The following is a 15,589-nucleotide window of genomic DNA, read 5'->3' on the forward strand; positions in this document are numbered from 1 at the left end:
TGCTGGACATTCATCAGCGTGAATCATAAGGAAACGGCAGTTGTTCCGGGAGAAGATTACAATGCCGCGTTTGAAGGATATGCGTCTTATATTGGTAGCTGGCGGACTGGCTTTGCTTGCTGCCTGCCAAACGCCGCCGCCACCGCCACCGCCGCCGCCCGCGCCGGTTGTCCAGCCGCAATATACGCCGCGCGCGCCGACCCCGCCCTTTGGCGCAAGCCATCTTTCGATCGTGCCGGCGCTCCGCGCCGACGGGTTGCGCGAGACTATCAATCGCGATCTCGGACCGCTGGAAACCTTGTGGCACGTCCGCGCTGCCCTTAACGTTGCCGCGCTCAGCTGCACCGGACCGCTCTACGATCGTCTGGTTGACGATTATAATGCGTTCATCAAGAACAACAGCGCGTCGCTGCGCAACGCCAACAACGCGATTATCAGGAAATTCCAGCGCGATGTCGGCAGCGGTTACAAGACCGAGCATGACCGTCACCAGACGCAGCTCTATAATTACTGGTCCTTCTCGCCGCTGCGCCGGCCTTTCTGTGACCAGGCGGTGCAGATCAGCCAGCGCGCGATCGTCACCAAGTCGGCCGACCTCAACCTGTTCGCGGAACAGGCCTTGCCCGAACTGGAAAAGCCGTTCACCGATTTCTATCTCGCTTTCGAGGAATATGAGCGCGACCTTCAGGCCTGGCAGGTCCAATATGGCGATCCGACAGCCGTAGCCGAACAGCCGGCAATCGATCAGCCGGTTCTCGAACAACCATTACTCGATTACGAGCAGCCGGCTCCCGGCGAGTGAATTTCCGATAGGCGACGAGAAAAAGGCCGGAGGGACGCCCTCTCCGGCCTCTTTCTTTGCCCTTTCAAGAGCGGTCAGCCATTTTCGGCAATCAGCCGCTCGTCGATCGCCTTGGCCGCATTATAAGCGGCCCGATCCGTCAGTCGCGCGGCATAAGCGACAAAACTGTCCCGAGCGGGCAGGGTGCCGAATTGGGTTCCCCAAATGACCTGCGCTCCGACATAGACGTCGGCCATGGTGAAGCGCGAACCGCAGACATAGTCATCCGCCCGGAATTTGGCCTCCAGCACGTCGACCACGCGGTCATAATTGCCATAGCCGGCGGTCATCTCCTTATCCTGTGCCACTTCAAAGCCGAGAGACTTGTTGGTGATCGCCGCTTCGACCGGCCCCGCCGCAAAGAACAGCCAGCGATAATAGTCGGCCCGTTCCGCTGCAGCCGGCGCGAGACCGGCGTCCGGGAAGGCTTCTGCCAGATAAGCACAGATAGCCGGGCCTTCGGTCACGACCTTGCCCTCATGCTGGATCGCCGGCACCTTGCCCATCGGATTGATCTTCAGATAATCCTCGGCCTTCATCGACGTGCCATATTCGAGCAGCACCTGCTCATAATCCGCACCCGCTTCGTGCAACGCCCAGCGCGCAATCTGGCCGCGCGACATCGGGTTGGTGTAAAAGCTGATAGTGGACATGTCTCTCTCCCTCGTTTTGGATGGCCTTGTAACAGAAGGTCGCGTCACACGGGAGAGCGTCGATGATCAAGCATTTCTTTCTGATTTCGAAAAAGCCGCATGTTTCGGCAGCGGAATTCCGCGACTATTACGAGACAAGGCATGCGCCGCTGATCAAGCGGTTGCTGCCGATGTTTGCGCATTACGAGCGCCATTATCTCGACCGGTCGCAAAGCCGGATCGATGCCACGCAGGACGATCCCGGTTTTGATGTGATCACCGAAATCCATTTTGCCAGCCAGAGCGATTATGACGCGTTTCTGGCAAGGCTGTCCGACCCAGCGGTGATCGCAGAAATCCGCGCCGACGAAGCCAATTTCCTGATCAGCGAGGCGACGCGGTCGTTGAGAATCGACAGCAGCAGCTAGATATTCGGCGACCGGACCCATATTGCAGCGCGAATGGCATGATAAAAGCGGGCCTGCTGCCAGACGGTGACCCGATATTGAGACAGCAAACGCGCCGGCGGGCGGTGTTCCCATATCCTCAGCCAAGATAAGTTAGGGGCCGCCGTTCCACCGGCTTTTTGCGAACAACGCCTTGTTTTTACTATTCATCCTAATAAGGTACGTGAAAATAAGGGGCAAGTCACAGTAATGAAGCAATTCTATTTGGCGCTGATCGGCGCTGTCTATTTGATATCCGGAACAGCCGCGACCGCATCCGCCGATCTCCGTTTCGAACAGCCGGAAGCATGGGTGGAATCCGCCGATCTCGACCAGGTCCTGCGGGAAAATCCGGAGAGCGAAGCGATATTGGTGATTCTGGATTTCCAGCGCCAACTGGAACACGGCAAGGTCTCGACTTACCAGGATGTCGCCGTGCGCATTGATTCGACCAGGACCATGTCGAACATGCTGTCGCTTTTGAGCCCGAGCTGGCATCCGGACCAGGGCGATCTGATCGTCCATCGCTACGAGATTGTCCGGGGTTCCGAGATCATCGACCTGACCGGAATCGAGAATATATTCGACGTCATCCGTCGGGAAAAAATCTGGAGCGGCAACAGATCAACGGCATGCTGACCGCCATTTCGCAGATCGAGGATCTGCAACTGGGTGACATTGTGCGGCTGAGCTACACCGTCACCTCGGCCAATGAAGCGCTGGCCGGGCGCGTACAGGCATCAAGCGGTTTCGCTTCGGAGGATGTCAAAGTCGATTTCGTCCGTCAGCGGGTCCGCTGGCCGAACAAGATGGACGTCAAATGGCGTGGCTCCAAGGCGGAAATCGAGCCGGTGAAAACAAGCGAGGGGGCTGGACCAATCTGGAAATCGACTATCGGTCCAGCGAACCGGATGTCGAAATTCCGAAAAATGCACCCATGCGATTCAGGGATCGCAATCTGTTCGAGGTTGCCAGCTTTGCGTCGTGGAAGGACGTCTCGCGGGTCAACGCGGCCCTCTATCCCCGCAACGACGGCATCGTGAAGGGCGGCGCCCTGGATCAGGAAATCCGGGCGATTGCCGACCAGACCCGGGACAAGAAGCAACGGACTGCGCTGGCGCTGCGGCTGGTTCAGGACAAAATCCGCTATCTCTATAACGGCATGGGATTCGGCAATTACAGCCCGCAGAAGCCGGAGGAGACCTGGAAACTGCGCTATGGTGACTGCAAGGCAAAGACCTATTTGTTGCTCGCGATCCTGCGCCGCCTCGACATCAAGGCCGTGCCGATGCTGGTCCACACCAGCCAGCGCGATATCGTCAAGGAGCGGCTGCCCTCATTCCAGGCGTTCAATCATATCATCGTCAAGGCAGAGATCGACGGAACCGTCTACTGGCTCGATGGCACCGGAAGCGGCACGCGTATCGACGATATGGTCAATTCTCCGACCCATCGTTACGGACTGCCGAGCGTCAGCAATGGTGCGGAGCTCGAGGAAATTCCAATCCGCCGGCCGGGTCGGCCCTATCAGTCGGTCATCGTCACCTATGACGTTTCGGCCGGCACCGATCTGCCCGCCCCCTTTGAACTGCAGGCCACGCTTCGCGACAGCGACGCGGCGGCACTGAAAGACGCCATTGCACAATTGTCGGAAGAGAAGGTGAAGGAACTGCGCGAGAAAACCGCGCTGGATTATGTGCTCGACGGGCTCGTCTACGAAACCAGCTTTACCTTTGATGAGGACGAGGAAACTGGATATCTTACGGCTAGGGGACTGTCCTATCTCGACTGGGATATCAAGACCGACCGGCACCGGCACGAATTGTGGAGCGTATCCGACAATTTCAAGGTCCAGAAGACCCGCGATGAAGAGGAATTGCGCAGCTTGCCGGTGAATTTGAGCTATCCGGTCTATTTCCAGTATCAGACCAATTATATCCTGCCCGACCGATATGCCACCGCCTCGCTCGATGGCCTGGCGGAGGATAGTTCGCAAGTCGCCGGCTTCCAGTTCAGCCGCTCGGTGCACAAGAATGGCAACAGGATTGTTTCCAAGGAAGAATATCATACCGGCCGTTGGGAATTGCCGGCGGAGGAATTCGAGACCGAACGGCGGAAACTGGCGCGCCTCAACCGGGAAAATGTGAAAATCATTCTTCCGGAAGACCGGGTGTTGCCGTGGCGGGAAGTCGAGGATTTCAAGCTTTCGGCGCAAGCTGCCATTCACCGCGAGGCGTTTGACCGGCATGTCGCCAACGCCAAGAATGATGATGACGCTGCCTTGATCAACCGCGCCTATTTCCATCAGATCCTGGGGGAATATGACAAGGCCATTGCCGATGTCGAGAGCGCCTTGGCGATCAATTCCGATGCCGAAAATTATAAATGGCTCGGCGACCTGCAACTCGGCTCCAATCCGGCGGCTGCCATCGCCGCCTATTCCGAGGCCGTCGCCATCAAGCCGGCCTATTTCGACGCCTTGCTCGATCTGATCAGACTGCATGTGCGAATGGAGGATTTTGACAAGGCCCATGCGGTTCTGGAGCGGGCCAAGGACGCAGGCCTGACCGAAACCAGCGTCGATAGCATCCATATCGAGATATTGCAGGCCGAAGGCAAATTCGACCAGGCGCTGCAAATCATCGACGACCTGGTCGAGGAAGAGCCCGATAATGCCAGCTATCTTGCCGATCGCTGTCTGTTGCGGGCGATGGAAAAACCGATCTCGATATGGCGCTGGCGGATTGCACCAATATGATCGAACTGGCCGAACGCAGCTCCTATTATCATTTCATCCGCGCCCTGGTCTATTACCAGCGCGGTGAATATCAGCTGGCGATCGACGATCTCGGCAAATCGATCAAGGTCAGCGATCGCCGGGGCTATGTCTATCAGCTCCGGTCGCGCGCGCATCGCAAGCTGGGGCAGATCGAAGCGGCCGAAGATGACGAAAAGACCGCGCGGTTCCGCTACAAATATGCGGGCTGGTACTGGGGGCATTTTTCGGATGACTCGCCTGCGGTACGCTGACGGGCCTGATGGAGGACTTGGCGAGATGCCCGCTCCTGCTTCCTAGCCATCCAGTGCGACAACCGGCTCGAAGCCGCCGAAGATCATCCGTTTTCCATCGAAAGGCATCGGATTTTTACCGGGTCCATTCGCGGATCGGCTTGCTCCGGATTTTCCATCATCGCCTCCAGTTTCGCCATGCCGGCGTCACGGGTCGCCTTGTCCGGCCACTCGATCCAGGACAGAACGACGCTTTCATCGTCGCTCGCCTTCACCGCCTTGCGAAAGTCGGTGCTGCTGCCATCGGGTATGTCGTCGCCCCAGCATTCGATCACTCTTGTAGCGCCCATTTCGACGAACATGCTGTCGGCATCGCTGGCATGATTGATAAATTTCTGTTTGTTGGCAGTCGGGACCGCGATCACAAATCCGTCAATATAGCTCATTTTTCTCTCTCCTTTGGTGAAGCCCGGGTCAGGCCATCTGCGGTTGGTGCCCGGCGAATGTTTCCGTCTGTGCCTTCAGGGCGCGCTGGAACGCCGGACGCTGCTCGCCGCGTTGCTGGTAGGCGGCAAGCCGGGGAAAGCCTGCCAATATGTCGGTGTGCCTCAGATTGCGGAGCACCGTCACCATCATGATGTCCGCAATGGTAAATCGGCCGGTCAGCCAGTCTTTGTCACCGAGCGCGTCGGACAGGCTCTGCAGTCGCGCTTCGGCCAGTTCTACCGCGGCCGGACGGGCCGCCTTGGCCCAGTCCTTGTCGGCGTGGAAAATATCATAGGAGACGATCGTGGACAGGGTCGGCTCGACGCTGTTCAGCGCCGCGATCAGCCATGCCGTGCTGTTCCAGCGTTCCCGGCTATCGTTCGGCAGCAGCCGTTCGTCCTGTTCGCCAAGATAGAGCAGGATCGCGCCACTTTCGAACAGGATGACATTGCCGTCGTCAAAGGCCGGAACCTGGCCAAAGGGCTGCCACTGGCGATATTCGGCATCGCGCGGCTGCATCGCGTCGAGCAGGCTGGTGTCATAGGGACGGTCTATTTCCTCGAGTGCCCAGCGGATACGGATATCGCGGACCATGCCCTGGGCGAAATCGGGCACCCACCGGAAGGCGGAAATCCTTATATTGGGTTCGGAACTGGCGGGCATTGTTCTCTCTCCTTTGAGTTAGCTATTCATTTTCGAGCGGTGGGGAGGGGGCTGTCAGCAATCCCCGCCTCCATCTGTCGAGCATGGAAATCCGGTTGAAATGGACACCGGCCGTCTCCTAATTCTCGCAAAGCGTGGCCAACTGGTCTGCACAGGCTTTCCAGCCTTCCTCGAAACCCATTTCCCTGTGTTGGGCTTCTGCCTCCTTTGTCCAGTGGCGTGCGGTGGCGGTGTAGCGGGTGCCGCCATTGTCCGCTTCGATCTCCCAAATCCCGAGCATGAACGGGCCAGCCGGTTCGAGGTCACCGACAATCGCGTCGGTCAAGGCAAAGCGCCGACCCTCTTCCCAGGCCAATACCAGACCGGGGTGGGGATGAACCTCGCCGTCGGGGCCATACATGGTGCAGTTCGACACGCCACCAGCCCGACGTTCGAGCGTCTCGAATTCCGCACGCCAGGGTTTCGGGCACCACCATTGCTCGATATGGTCGGTCATCATATTCCAGACCTTGTCCGGTGGAGCCGCAATATGGCGGGTTATCGATAGTTCATGATGGCTCTCTTGTTCCGTGGTCATATCCTGTCTCCTCGATCAGTCGCGTTCCGGCGCACCGCCGGGGAAAAAATGTCTGTAGGGCCGTGCCTCGTCGACCGCCCGCTTGACCGTCGGTCGTGCCAGCAGGCGGGACCGATAGGCCTTGAGCCGTTCCAGCCCATTCGGGATCGGATGCACCCAGTCGGCATAGAAAAGCGATGGCGCGGCGGCGCAATCGGCCATGGTGAACGCATCCCCGACCGCCCATTGATCGCCCAGATGCGCGTCGAGCCAGGCATAGCTTTTGTCGAGAATTACACGGCCTTTGTCGGTTTCTGACGGATCGGCGCGCCCCAGCCGTACTTCGACCACGCGCTGCATCGCGTTCATCACATAATTGTCGAAAAACCTGTCAAACATCCGCGTTTCGACACCTGCCATCCCGTCCGGGATCAGCCTCGGCTCGGGATGGATGAGTTCCAGATATTCGATAACGGCCGTCGCTTCGAAGATGGTCCGCTCGCCGTCCGCCAGCAGCGGAAACTTGCCGGTTGGCGAACGTCGGGCGAATTCCGCGCCATTGCTCTGATGGTTATCGTCAAGTTGCCGGAATGCAAAGGGGATGCCCTTCTCCCACAAGGGGATCAGCGCTTTCCATGTGTAGGAGGAGAAGGGATGACCAAAAAGCTCGATCACGAGGCATCACCCCGCACGGCCGCCTTAATCTTGGCAATGTCGATTTTCTGCATCGGCATCATCGCCTCGAACGCGCGTTTGGCGACATCGCCACCTTGCGCCATTGCCTCGGTCAGGACTCGCGGGGTGATCTGCCAGTTGACCCCCCATTTGTCCTTGCACCAGCCGCACTGGCTTTCGGTGCCGCCATTTTCGACGATCGCGTTCCAGTAGCGGTCGGTTTCTGCCTGCGTGTCGGTATGGACGACAAAGGAAAAAGCCTCGCTTTGCGGAAAGGCCGGGCCGCCATTCAACCCGAGACAGGAGAGGCCCAGAACGGTAAAGTCTACCGTCAGCTCTTCACCCTTTTGCCTCCCGGAAAATCGCCGGGCGCGTGCTGGACCGCGCCGACGGCGCTATCCGGGAAAGTCGCAGCGTAAAATTCTGCTGCCGCCCTGGCGTCCTTGTCGAACCACAGGCAGATCGTTGCCTTGGACATGATAATTCTCCTCTCCTGCGCAGTGTTAGCCAGCGAGCTGTTCCACCCCATCGCCCGCAGCTTCCATCGCCGCATCCATGTCCATCCACATCGCCTCCCACACATGCCCGTCGGGATCGGCGAGATTGCGGTTGTACATCCAGCCACGGTCCTGTTCCGGATTGATATCGGCGGTGCCGCCGCTGGCTGCCGCGGATTCGTTCATCCGGTCGACCGCGTCCCGGCTGTCGCACGAAATCGCCAGCATCACTTCGCTCGACGTCGATGGCGGGATCGGGCGGTCTGTGAAGCTGCGCCACTTGTCGTGGGTCAGCAGCATCACGTGGATCGCCTCGCTCCACACCATGCAGGCGGCGGTCTCGTCGGTAAATTGCGGATTATTGGAAAAGCCAAGGGCCTCGTAAAATGTCATCGAGGCGGCTAGGTTGGCAACCGGCAGATTTACAAAAATCATTCGGGTGTGTGCGGCAGTCATCCTTCTCTCCCTCGACTCGGAATTTGACAATCTTGCCACTCTAGTTATAAAAACAACTATGGAGTTTGAAAAATAACTAAGTCGCGAAAAACAGACCGGAAAAGATGGTATGATGACGCCTGCGGCACGGCTTTTGCGCTGGAGCTGATTGGCGAGCGTTGGGCGATCCTGATCATGCGCGAACTGATGTTCGGGCCACGCCGCTTCGGTGAATTGCGCCGCGACCTGCCGGGGGTGAGCGCCAATATCCTGACGCAGCGGCTGAACCAGCTGGAGCAGAACCGGATCCTGCGGAAACGCAAATTGCCGCCGCCCGCTTCGGTGCAGGTTTATGAACTCACCGAATGGGGGACAGAAGCCGAGGAACTGGTCCAGATGCTTGGCCGCTGGGCAACCCGTCATCCGGGCCATGACCCCAGCCTGCCGCTCAGCGCCGCCTCAATCATGATGTCATTCCGCACCATGTTCGCACCGGAGCGGGCAGGGGATATGGACGCGCGCATCGGCTTCCGGCTGGGCAGTGACGCATTTGTTGTCCATATCCACGACGGGATTCTCGATACGGCCCGCACGGAGCCGGAGGACGTAGACCTGCTGTTCGAGGGACCGCCGCCCGGGCTGGCGGCCGCGGTCTATGGCGGCGAGAAACTCCCTGATCTGGAGCAGACCGGGATATTGTCGGTGAGCGGTGACCGGCAGCTGGCGGACAGCTTCATCACGCTGTTCCCGCTACCCGAGAAATTGCCGGACTGGGGTCAGGATAATTAAAAACGGCGTGGGGTTTCCACGCCGTTTTCGATATTGGTCCGGGCCCGTGCCCTGCGCAAGCGCGAATTATTTCGCCTTGCTGTCGGCGGTTTTCTTCGCCGGCTTTTTCTTTTTCTTCGCCTTCGGGGCCGCTGCGGTGATTTCGAAGGTCAGGGCATTGTCCTTCAAATGCACCTTGACCTCGCCGCCGTTCTTGAGCTTGCCGAACAGCAGTTCCTCGGCCAGTGGCTGCTTGATCTTCTCCTGGATCAGGCGGCCCATCGGACGGGCGCCGTAGAGCTTGTCATAGCCGCGCTCGGTGAGCCATGCCTGGGCATCGTCATCCAGCGTGATATGGACATTCTGGTCGGCCAGCTGCAACTCGAGTTCGAGAATGAACTTCTCGACGACCCGCGACACCACTTCGGTCGGCAGATAGGCGAACGGAACAATCGCATCCAGACGGTTGCGGAATTCCGGGGTGAACATTTTCTTCACCGCCTCGTCGCCGGCATCTTCCTTGGACATATTGCCGAAGCCGATGCCTTCCTTGGCCATGTCGGACGCGCCGGCATTGGTCGTCATGATCAGCACGACATTGCGGAAATCAACCGTTTTGCCATGATGGTCGGTCAGCTTGCCGTTATCCATCACCTGCAACAATATGTTGAACAGGTCGGGATGTGCTTTCTCGATTTCGTCGAGCAACAACACGCAATGCGGGTTCTGGTCGATGGCATCGGTCAGCAGACCGCCCTGGTCATAGCCGACATAGCCCGGAGGCGCGCCGATCAGGCGGGAAACGCTGTGGCGTTCCATATATTCCGACATGTCGAAACGCTTGAGCGGAATGCCCATGATCGATGCCAGCTGCTTGGCGACTTCGGTCTTGCCGACGCCGGTCGGGCCGCTGAACAGATAATTGCCGATCGGCTTTTCCGCTTCGCGCAGGCCGGCACGCGACAGCTTGATCGCGCTCGACAGTTTCTGGATCGCCTCGTCCTGGCCAAAGACCACGCGCTTGAGATCCTTCTCCAGATTCTCGAGCGTTTTCTTGTCGTCCTTGGACACGGATTTGGGCGGGATGCGCGCCATCGTCGCGATCACGGCCTCGATATCCTTGGTCGTGATCATTTTCTTGCGGCGCGAAGGCGGCAACAGCATCTGCATCGCGCCGACTTCGTCGATCACGTCGATCGCCTTGTCCGGCAGCTTGCGGTCGTTGATATAGCGGGCCGACAGTTCAACCGCCGATTTGAGCGCATCCGGCGAATAGCGGACCTTGTGATGGTCTTCGAAAGCACCGCGCAGGCCGGCGAGGATCTTGATCGTATCCTCGACCGACGGCTCGTTGATATCGATCTTCTGGAAGCGCCGAAGCAGCGCGCGGTCCTTCTCGAAATGGTTGCGGAATTCCTTGTAAGTGGTTGATCCGATGCAACGAATGACGCCGCCGGAAAGCGCCGGCTTCAGCAGGTTCGAAGCATCCATCGCGCCACCACTGGTGGCACCTGCACCGATAACGGTGTGAATTTCGTCAATAAACAGGATCGCGTCCGGCATTTTTCCAACTCGGAAACAACCTGCTTCAGCCGCTCTTCGAAATCGCCGCGATAGCGGGTTCCGGCGAGCAGCGAGCCCATGTCGAGCGAATAGATGACGGCCGGAAGCAAGACTTCGGGCACATTGCCCTGTACGATCCGCAGCGCCAGACCCTCGGCAATCGCCGTTTTGCCGACACCGGGTTCACCCACATAGAGCGGATTATTCTTCGAACGCCGGCACAGGATCTGCACCGTCCGGTCGACTTCCGCCTGCCGCCCGATTAGCGGATCGATCCGGCCCTCCGAGGCTTTCAGGTTCAGATTGACGGTAAACTGGTCGAGCGCCGTCTCTTTCTTGTTCTTGTCTTTCTTGTCCTCTTCGCCTTCGATGCCGGACAATTCGGCCGGTTCGGGCGTGCTGCCACCCTTGCCGACACCATGGCTGATGAAGCTGACCGCATCGAGCCGGCTCATGTCCTGCTGCTGCAGGAAATAGACGGCATAGCTTTCCCGCTCGGAGAAGAGCGCGACCAGCACATTGGCGCCGGTGACTTCATCCTTGCCGGAAGACTGGACATGCAGGATCGCGCGCTGGACAACGCGCTGGAATCCGGATGTGGGGGAGGGGTCGATGGCTTTTTCGACCTTCAGCGAATCCAGTTCGCTGTCGAGATAGAGAATGACGGCATCTTCCAGTTCGCCCAGATCGACACCGCAGGCGTTCATCACCTGGGAAGCATCGCCATCGTCAACCAGTGCGAGAAGAAGATGCTCGAGAGTCGCATATTCATGATTGCGATCAGCGGCATTTTTCAGCGCCTGATGCAGGGTTTTCTCGAGCGATTCCGCGAATGATGGCATGTATTTTACTCCAAATTTGGGACGGTTTTGCCGCCCCGCTTGCCGAAACAGATGCTGTTCATCCGGTTCCGGGCTTTAACCAATTGCTTGCACTCTAGATCGTGAGCCGCGCCCCAAAGGTCAAGGGCGCCCTGCCTCCGATCTGCAATCATCCGGCCAAAGCTGCCAGTTTTTCGTCCCTCTTCTCCTATACGGTCCAAAATGAAACGTCTGAACCCGACTATTAGTAAACAAGGTTAACAAATGCTTTAGCGAAAGCCAGCCTTTATCACTTTTTGAACAGATTTTCCGCGCTTGCGCGATGGCTCACGGCGAAGTTTTTCTTCGCTTCGCAACGGCTTATTTCCGATTTCATCAGGGAAATCCGTTCATCCAGCTCGTCCACCGACAAGGGATCCAGATCCTGTTTGACCAAAAGGGCCACCGGATCATTGGCATTGCGCGGTAAATTCTCGTCATCATCCATGAATCGACATGCCTCCTGCATCGCAATGTTGACCGCCCGCGCTTTGCTGTCAATAAGGACCGGAAATAAGGGAGGTCGCAAATTTCCTGGGGGACATTCAATGCCTGTATCTGAACTGTTGCAAAAAGAGATGACCGCCATCGCGATCAGCGAGCCCGGCGGACCGGAAGTCCTGAAATCGGTGACCGTAGAGGTCCCGCAGCCCAAGGCGGGCGAAGTGTTGATCCGCGTGGCGGCTGCCGGCGTGAACCGCCCCGATGTTGTCCAGCGCATGGGACTCTATCCGGTGCCGCCCGGCGCATCGCCGCTGCCCGGTCTCGAAGTGTCGGGAACCGTAGTCGCCCTCGGCGAGAATGTCGGGCCGGAGTGGATCGGCCGCAGAATTTGCGCGCTGACCAACGGCGGAGGCTACGCCGAATATTGCGTTGCACCCGTGGGACAATGTCTCGACGTGCCCGACAGCCTGACCATGGAGGAAGCGGCGGCGCTGCCGGAGACCCTGTTCACCGTATGGGGCAATCTGTTCAACCGCGGCTTTGCCCGTGAAGATGAAACCGTACTGGTCCACGGCGGCACCAGCGGCATCGGCACCATGTCGATCATGCTCGGCAAGCTGTTCGGCCTGAAGGTCATCGTCACTTGCGGCAGCGACCAGAAATGCACCGCCGCCAAGCAGATCGGTGCCGATCATGCGATCAATTACAAGAGCCAGGACTTTGTCGAGGAGATCAGGAAGATCACCGACGGGCAGGGCGTTGAAATCGTCCTCGACATGGTCGCCGGCGATTATGTCGCGCGCAATTTGCAATGTTTGAAGGAAGACGGCCGCCATGTGACCATCGCGGTACAGGGCGGGCTGCAGGCGACGATCAACATGGCCCATGTCATGATGAAACGGCTGACCCTGACCGGTTCGACGCTGCGGCCGCAGTCGGCCGAGCGCAAGGCGCTGATGGCAGATGAAATCTACCGCTATGTCTGGCCGGATGTCGAGGCGGGCAAGTTGAAGCCGGTGATGGACGAGAGCTTTCCGCTCGCCGACGCCGCCAAGGCGCACGCTCATATGGAAGCGGGCGACCATATCGGCAAGATCGTCCTGAAGGTCGAATAGAAGCGGCAATCGGGATGATATGGGGATGACCGGGGAGCCTGACTTTCATGGCGCCAAGGTCGCCCTGTTCATCGACGATCTTATCCTGGTCTATCGCCGCGACAACAGGCCGGACATTCCCTTTCCCGATATGCTCGATCTGCCTGGCGGCGGCCGCGAGAATGGCGAGAGCGGGGCGGAATGCGTCGCGCGCGAAACACGGGAAGAATTCGGCATAAGCATCGCGGTCGACTGCTTCGAGCCGGTTCAATCCTATCCGAACTGGCGCGGCTCGGGTCATCAGGCCCTGTTCTTCGTCTGCCGCCTGTCGCGGGGGATATTGGACGACATTATATTCGGTGAGGAGGGGCAGGGCTGGACCACCATGCCGGTCACCGAATTTCTGGCGAGCGATCAGGCTGTTCCGCATCTCCAGACCCAGGTGCGATTATATCTCGATACCTGACTTTTCCGTCACCAAAGCTTCATAAAAGCGGGACTTTGCTGTAACAATCCGCTGCTAGGGCCGGGCCCATGGAATAGTCTCCATGGGAGTTTTATGGCCAAATATTTCCCCCCTTTCAGCAAAGCCGATATTCCACTGCTCGATGTCGACCGCTATGAAGCGCGGCTGAAGCGCAAGCCGCGGGTGGCGGCGCGCGACCGCACCCGCTACCGGACGATCTGGATATCCGATATCCATCTCGGGACACGCGGCTGCAACGCCGACCTGCTGATCGACTTTCTCGACCATGTCGACAGCGACACGCTCTATCTCGTCGGCGATATCATCGACGGCTGGCGGCTGAAGAAGAAATTCTTCTGGCCCGACGGTCATAATGACATCATCTGGCGGATATTGAAGCGGGCACGGCGCGGCACGCGCATTGTCTATATTCCCGGCAATCATGACGAGATGTTCCGCCAGTTTACCGGGCTGAATTTTGGCGGTGTCGAGATCCGGCGGTCGGCGATCCACGAAACCGCCGATGGCCGCCGGCTGCTGGTGTTGCACGGCGATGAATTTGACACGGTGATGCTCGCCCACCGCTGGCTCGCGGTTATCGGCGATGCCGCCTATGTCACCTTGATGCGGGTGAACTGGCTGGTCAACAATGTCCGCAACTGGCTGGACCTGCCGTATTGGTCGCTCTCCAAAATGGCCAAGCACAAGGTCAAGAATGCGGTCGAATTCATTGGCCGCTACGAGGAGACGGTGGCCAAGGCGGCGGAGAGTCGCGGCGTCGACGGCGTGGTCTGCGGCCATATCCACACCGCCGAGCATCGCGTGATCAAGGGTATCGAATATTATAATGACGGCGACTGGGTCGAAGGCTGCACCGCGCTGGTCGAATGCGACGACGGCAATATGCAGATCCTGCACTGGGCCGACGAGATCAAGGCGCGCAAGGAGCGACAGGCACAGCCGGCCAAGCTGGTATCAGTTGATGGCGGCATGGACCGGGCAGCGTGAAGATCGCGCTGGTAACCGACGCCTGGCACCCCCAGGTCAATGGCGTGGTGCGGACTCTGGACACGGTGATCGGGCTGCTGCGCGAGCGCGGGCACGAGATACTGGTGATATCGCCCGACCAGTATCGCTCGGTCGCCGCGCCGAGCTATCCGGAAATCCGGCTGGCATTCGCGCGGGCCTCCACCATCGGAAAGCGCATCGAGGCTTTTGGAGCGGACGCGGTTCATCTGGCGACCGAAGGGCCGCTATGCGTCCAGGCCCGCCGCTGGTGCCGCCGAAAAGGGCAGCCTTTCACAACGGCTTATCATACACAGTTCCCGGAATATCTCGCTCGGCGCACAAGATTGTCGCCGCGTGTCTTCTGGCCCTATATCCGCTGGTTTCACCGGGGATCGGAAGCGATCATGGTCTCGACCCAAAGCGTCCGGGAGCAATTGGTCGGCGAGAGGCTGTCGCATATCCACCACTGGAGCCGCGGCGTCGATCTGGAGAATTTCCGTCCCGATGCGCCGCCTCCGCAAGATTATGCCCGGCTCGCGCGGCCAATCCAGCTCTATGTCGGCCGGGTGGCGATCGAGAAGAATATCGAGGCCTTTCTCGACAGCCAGCAGCCGGGCACCAAAGTCGTGGTCGGCGACGGTCCGGCGCTGGAAGGATTGCAGGCGCGCTATCCCGGCGTGCATTTCGCCGGCAGGAAAACGGGCCGGGAACTGGCCGGCTATTATGCCGGGGCGGACGTCTTTGTCTTTCCCAGCAAGACCGATACATTCGGACTGGTCATCATCGAGGCGCTCGCCTGCGGCACGCCGGTAGCGGCCTTTCCGGTAACCGGACCGGTCGACATATTGACGGCGGAAAGCGGTGCCATGGATGATGATCTGGACGTCGCGATCCGCCGCGCACTGGCAAGCGATGCGGCAGATTGTATCGCCCTTGGTGCGCGATACAGCTGGGATGCCAGTGCCAGCCAGTTTCTGGGCGGCCTGGTATTGCAGGACCGGCGTCCGGGTTGGCACATGTCCCGCAGGATCCTCGCAAAGGCAATATTTGCGCGGGTTTAGCCAAATATCTTGCCGACTCCCTCCGGATAACCTACATAGGTTCCCAACAGGCCGTCTCCGCAAGGGGGCGGCCCTTTATTTTTAT

The 15,589-nt window shown here is 58.9% G+C and carries 16 protein-coding genes and 4 pseudogenes; 11 read left to right on the plus strand and 9 right to left on the minus strand.

What is annotated here, in order from left to right; translation table 11 throughout:
- The first annotated feature begins 79 nt into the window (after positions 1–79).
- Positions 80–802: a hypothetical protein gene (locus C8024_RS06090; protein ID WP_173203499.1), complete on the plus strand. Its 723-nt coding sequence runs from the start codon at positions 80–82 to the stop codon at positions 800–802.
- Between the two features lie 74 nt (positions 803–876).
- Here the strand turns inward: C8024_RS06090 and C8024_RS06095 are convergent, their stop codons facing one another.
- Positions 877–1,494: a glutathione S-transferase family protein gene (locus tag C8024_RS06095; RefSeq protein WP_173203501.1), complete on the minus strand. Its 618-nt coding sequence runs from the start codon at positions 1,492–1,494 to the stop codon at positions 877–879.
- Positions 1,495–1,556: 62 nt separating this feature from the next.
- Here C8024_RS06095 and C8024_RS06100 point away from each other — a divergent pair, with 62 nt between their 5' ends.
- The 5 genes and pseudogenes from C8024_RS06100 to C8024_RS06120 all read left to right on the plus strand — a co-directional run bounded on the left by C8024_RS06100 (position 1,557) and on the right by C8024_RS06120 (position 4,949).
- Positions 1,557–1,901, plus strand: a complete 345-nt coding sequence (locus C8024_RS06100; RefSeq protein ID WP_100094449.1) for an EthD domain-containing protein — start codon at positions 1,557–1,559, stop codon at positions 1,899–1,901.
- A gap of 228 nt (positions 1,902–2,129) precedes the next feature.
- Positions 2,130–2,558, plus strand: a complete 429-nt coding sequence (locus tag C8024_RS06105; protein ID WP_173203503.1) for a hypothetical protein — start codon at positions 2,130–2,132, stop codon at positions 2,556–2,558.
- Positions 2,552–2,728 (plus strand): annotated as a pseudogene (locus C8024_RS23040) (hypothetical protein); the annotation flags it as partial. The gene C8024_RS06105 and the pseudogene C8024_RS23040, both read left to right, overlap by 7 nt.
- A gap of 11 nt (positions 2,729–2,739) precedes the next feature.
- Complete coding sequence (locus C8024_RS06115; RefSeq protein ID WP_254305618.1) at positions 2,740–4,677, plus strand: tetratricopeptide repeat protein; 1,938 nt, start codon at positions 2,740–2,742, stop codon at positions 4,675–4,677.
- Positions 4,650–4,949: a hypothetical protein gene (locus C8024_RS06120; RefSeq protein WP_173203510.1), complete on the plus strand. Its 300-nt coding sequence runs from the start codon at positions 4,650–4,652 to the stop codon at positions 4,947–4,949. Before C8024_RS06115 ends, C8024_RS06120 begins: the two co-directional genes overlap by 28 nt.
- 42 nt (positions 4,950–4,991) lie before the next feature.
- Here C8024_RS06120 and C8024_RS06125 read toward each other — a convergent pair.
- From C8024_RS06125 to C8024_RS06150, 6 genes and pseudogenes are all read right to left on the minus strand, one after another.
- A pseudogene (locus C8024_RS06125) lies at positions 4,992–5,374 on the minus strand (DUF1428 domain-containing protein).
- A gap of 28 nt (positions 5,375–5,402) precedes the next feature.
- Positions 5,403–6,077 carry a glutathione S-transferase family protein gene (locus C8024_RS06130; protein WP_173203512.1) on the minus strand — a complete coding sequence of 225 codons (675 nt, stop codon included), beginning with the start codon at positions 6,075–6,077 and terminating at the stop codon, positions 5,403–5,405.
- 118 nt (positions 6,078–6,195) lie between these two features.
- Positions 6,196–6,654, minus strand: coding sequence for an SRPBCC domain-containing protein (locus tag C8024_RS06135; protein ID WP_173203514.1), 459 nt, complete (start codon positions 6,652–6,654; stop codon positions 6,196–6,198).
- A gap of 15 nt (positions 6,655–6,669) precedes the next feature.
- Entirely contained in the window at positions 6,670–7,308 is a 639-nt protein-coding gene (locus C8024_RS06140; RefSeq protein WP_367947182.1) for a glutathione S-transferase family protein, read from the minus strand.
- A pseudogene (locus C8024_RS06145) lies at positions 7,305–7,891 on the minus strand (VOC family protein). The gene C8024_RS06140 and the pseudogene C8024_RS06145 overlap by 4 nt, the downstream one beginning before the upstream one ends.
- Positions 7,812–8,261 carry a VOC family protein gene (locus tag C8024_RS06150; RefSeq protein ID WP_217272029.1) on the minus strand — a complete coding sequence of 150 codons (450 nt, stop codon included), beginning with the start codon at positions 8,259–8,261 and terminating at the stop codon, positions 7,812–7,814. Before C8024_RS06150 ends, C8024_RS06145 begins: the two are co-directional and overlap by 80 nt.
- Positions 8,262–8,408: 147 nt before the next feature.
- Between C8024_RS06150 and C8024_RS06155 the strand changes: the two genes are divergently transcribed.
- Positions 8,409–9,029 (plus strand): winged helix-turn-helix transcriptional regulator, encoded by a 621-nt coding sequence (locus tag C8024_RS06155; protein ID WP_367947190.1) that lies wholly within the window; start codon positions 8,409–8,411, stop codon positions 9,027–9,029.
- Between the two features lie 66 nt (positions 9,030–9,095).
- On the opposite strand, the pseudogene clpA reads toward C8024_RS06155, so the two are convergent.
- Positions 9,096–11,413, minus strand: a pseudogene (clpA, locus tag C8024_RS06160) (ATP-dependent Clp protease ATP-binding subunit ClpA).
- A gap of 268 nt (positions 11,414–11,681) precedes the next feature.
- Positions 11,682–11,879 carry a DUF1192 domain-containing protein gene (locus C8024_RS06165; protein WP_173203600.1) on the minus strand — a complete coding sequence of 66 codons (198 nt, stop codon included), beginning with the start codon at positions 11,877–11,879 and terminating at the stop codon, positions 11,682–11,684.
- A 130-nt stretch (positions 11,880–12,009) separates the two neighbouring features.
- On the opposite strand from C8024_RS06165, the gene C8024_RS06170 reads away from it, so the two are divergent.
- The 4 genes from C8024_RS06170 to C8024_RS06185 all read left to right on the plus strand — a co-directional run bounded on the left by C8024_RS06170 (position 12,010) and on the right by C8024_RS06185 (position 15,504).
- Positions 12,010–12,990 (plus strand): NAD(P)H-quinone oxidoreductase, encoded by a 981-nt coding sequence (locus C8024_RS06170; RefSeq protein ID WP_173203516.1) that lies wholly within the window; start codon positions 12,010–12,012, stop codon positions 12,988–12,990.
- A gap of 25 nt (positions 12,991–13,015) precedes the next feature.
- Entirely contained in the window at positions 13,016–13,435 is a 420-nt protein-coding gene (locus C8024_RS06175) for an NUDIX hydrolase (RefSeq protein WP_173203518.1), read from the plus strand.
- A 93-nt stretch (positions 13,436–13,528) separates the two neighbouring features.
- Complete coding sequence (locus C8024_RS06180; RefSeq protein WP_173203520.1) at positions 13,529–14,443, plus strand: UDP-2,3-diacylglucosamine diphosphatase; 915 nt, start codon at positions 13,529–13,531, stop codon at positions 14,441–14,443.
- Complete coding sequence (locus C8024_RS06185) at positions 14,440–15,504, plus strand: glycosyltransferase family 1 protein (protein ID WP_173203522.1); 1,065 nt, start codon at positions 14,440–14,442, stop codon at positions 15,502–15,504. The genes C8024_RS06180 and C8024_RS06185 overlap by 4 nt, the downstream gene beginning before the upstream one ends.
- Positions 15,505–15,589: the final 85 nt, after the last annotated feature.

Origin of the sequence: Sphingopyxis sp. BSNA05 (assembly GCF_013265645.1) — a bacterium.
Taxonomy (GTDB): Bacteria; Pseudomonadota; Alphaproteobacteria; order Sphingomonadales; family Sphingomonadaceae; genus Parasphingorhabdus.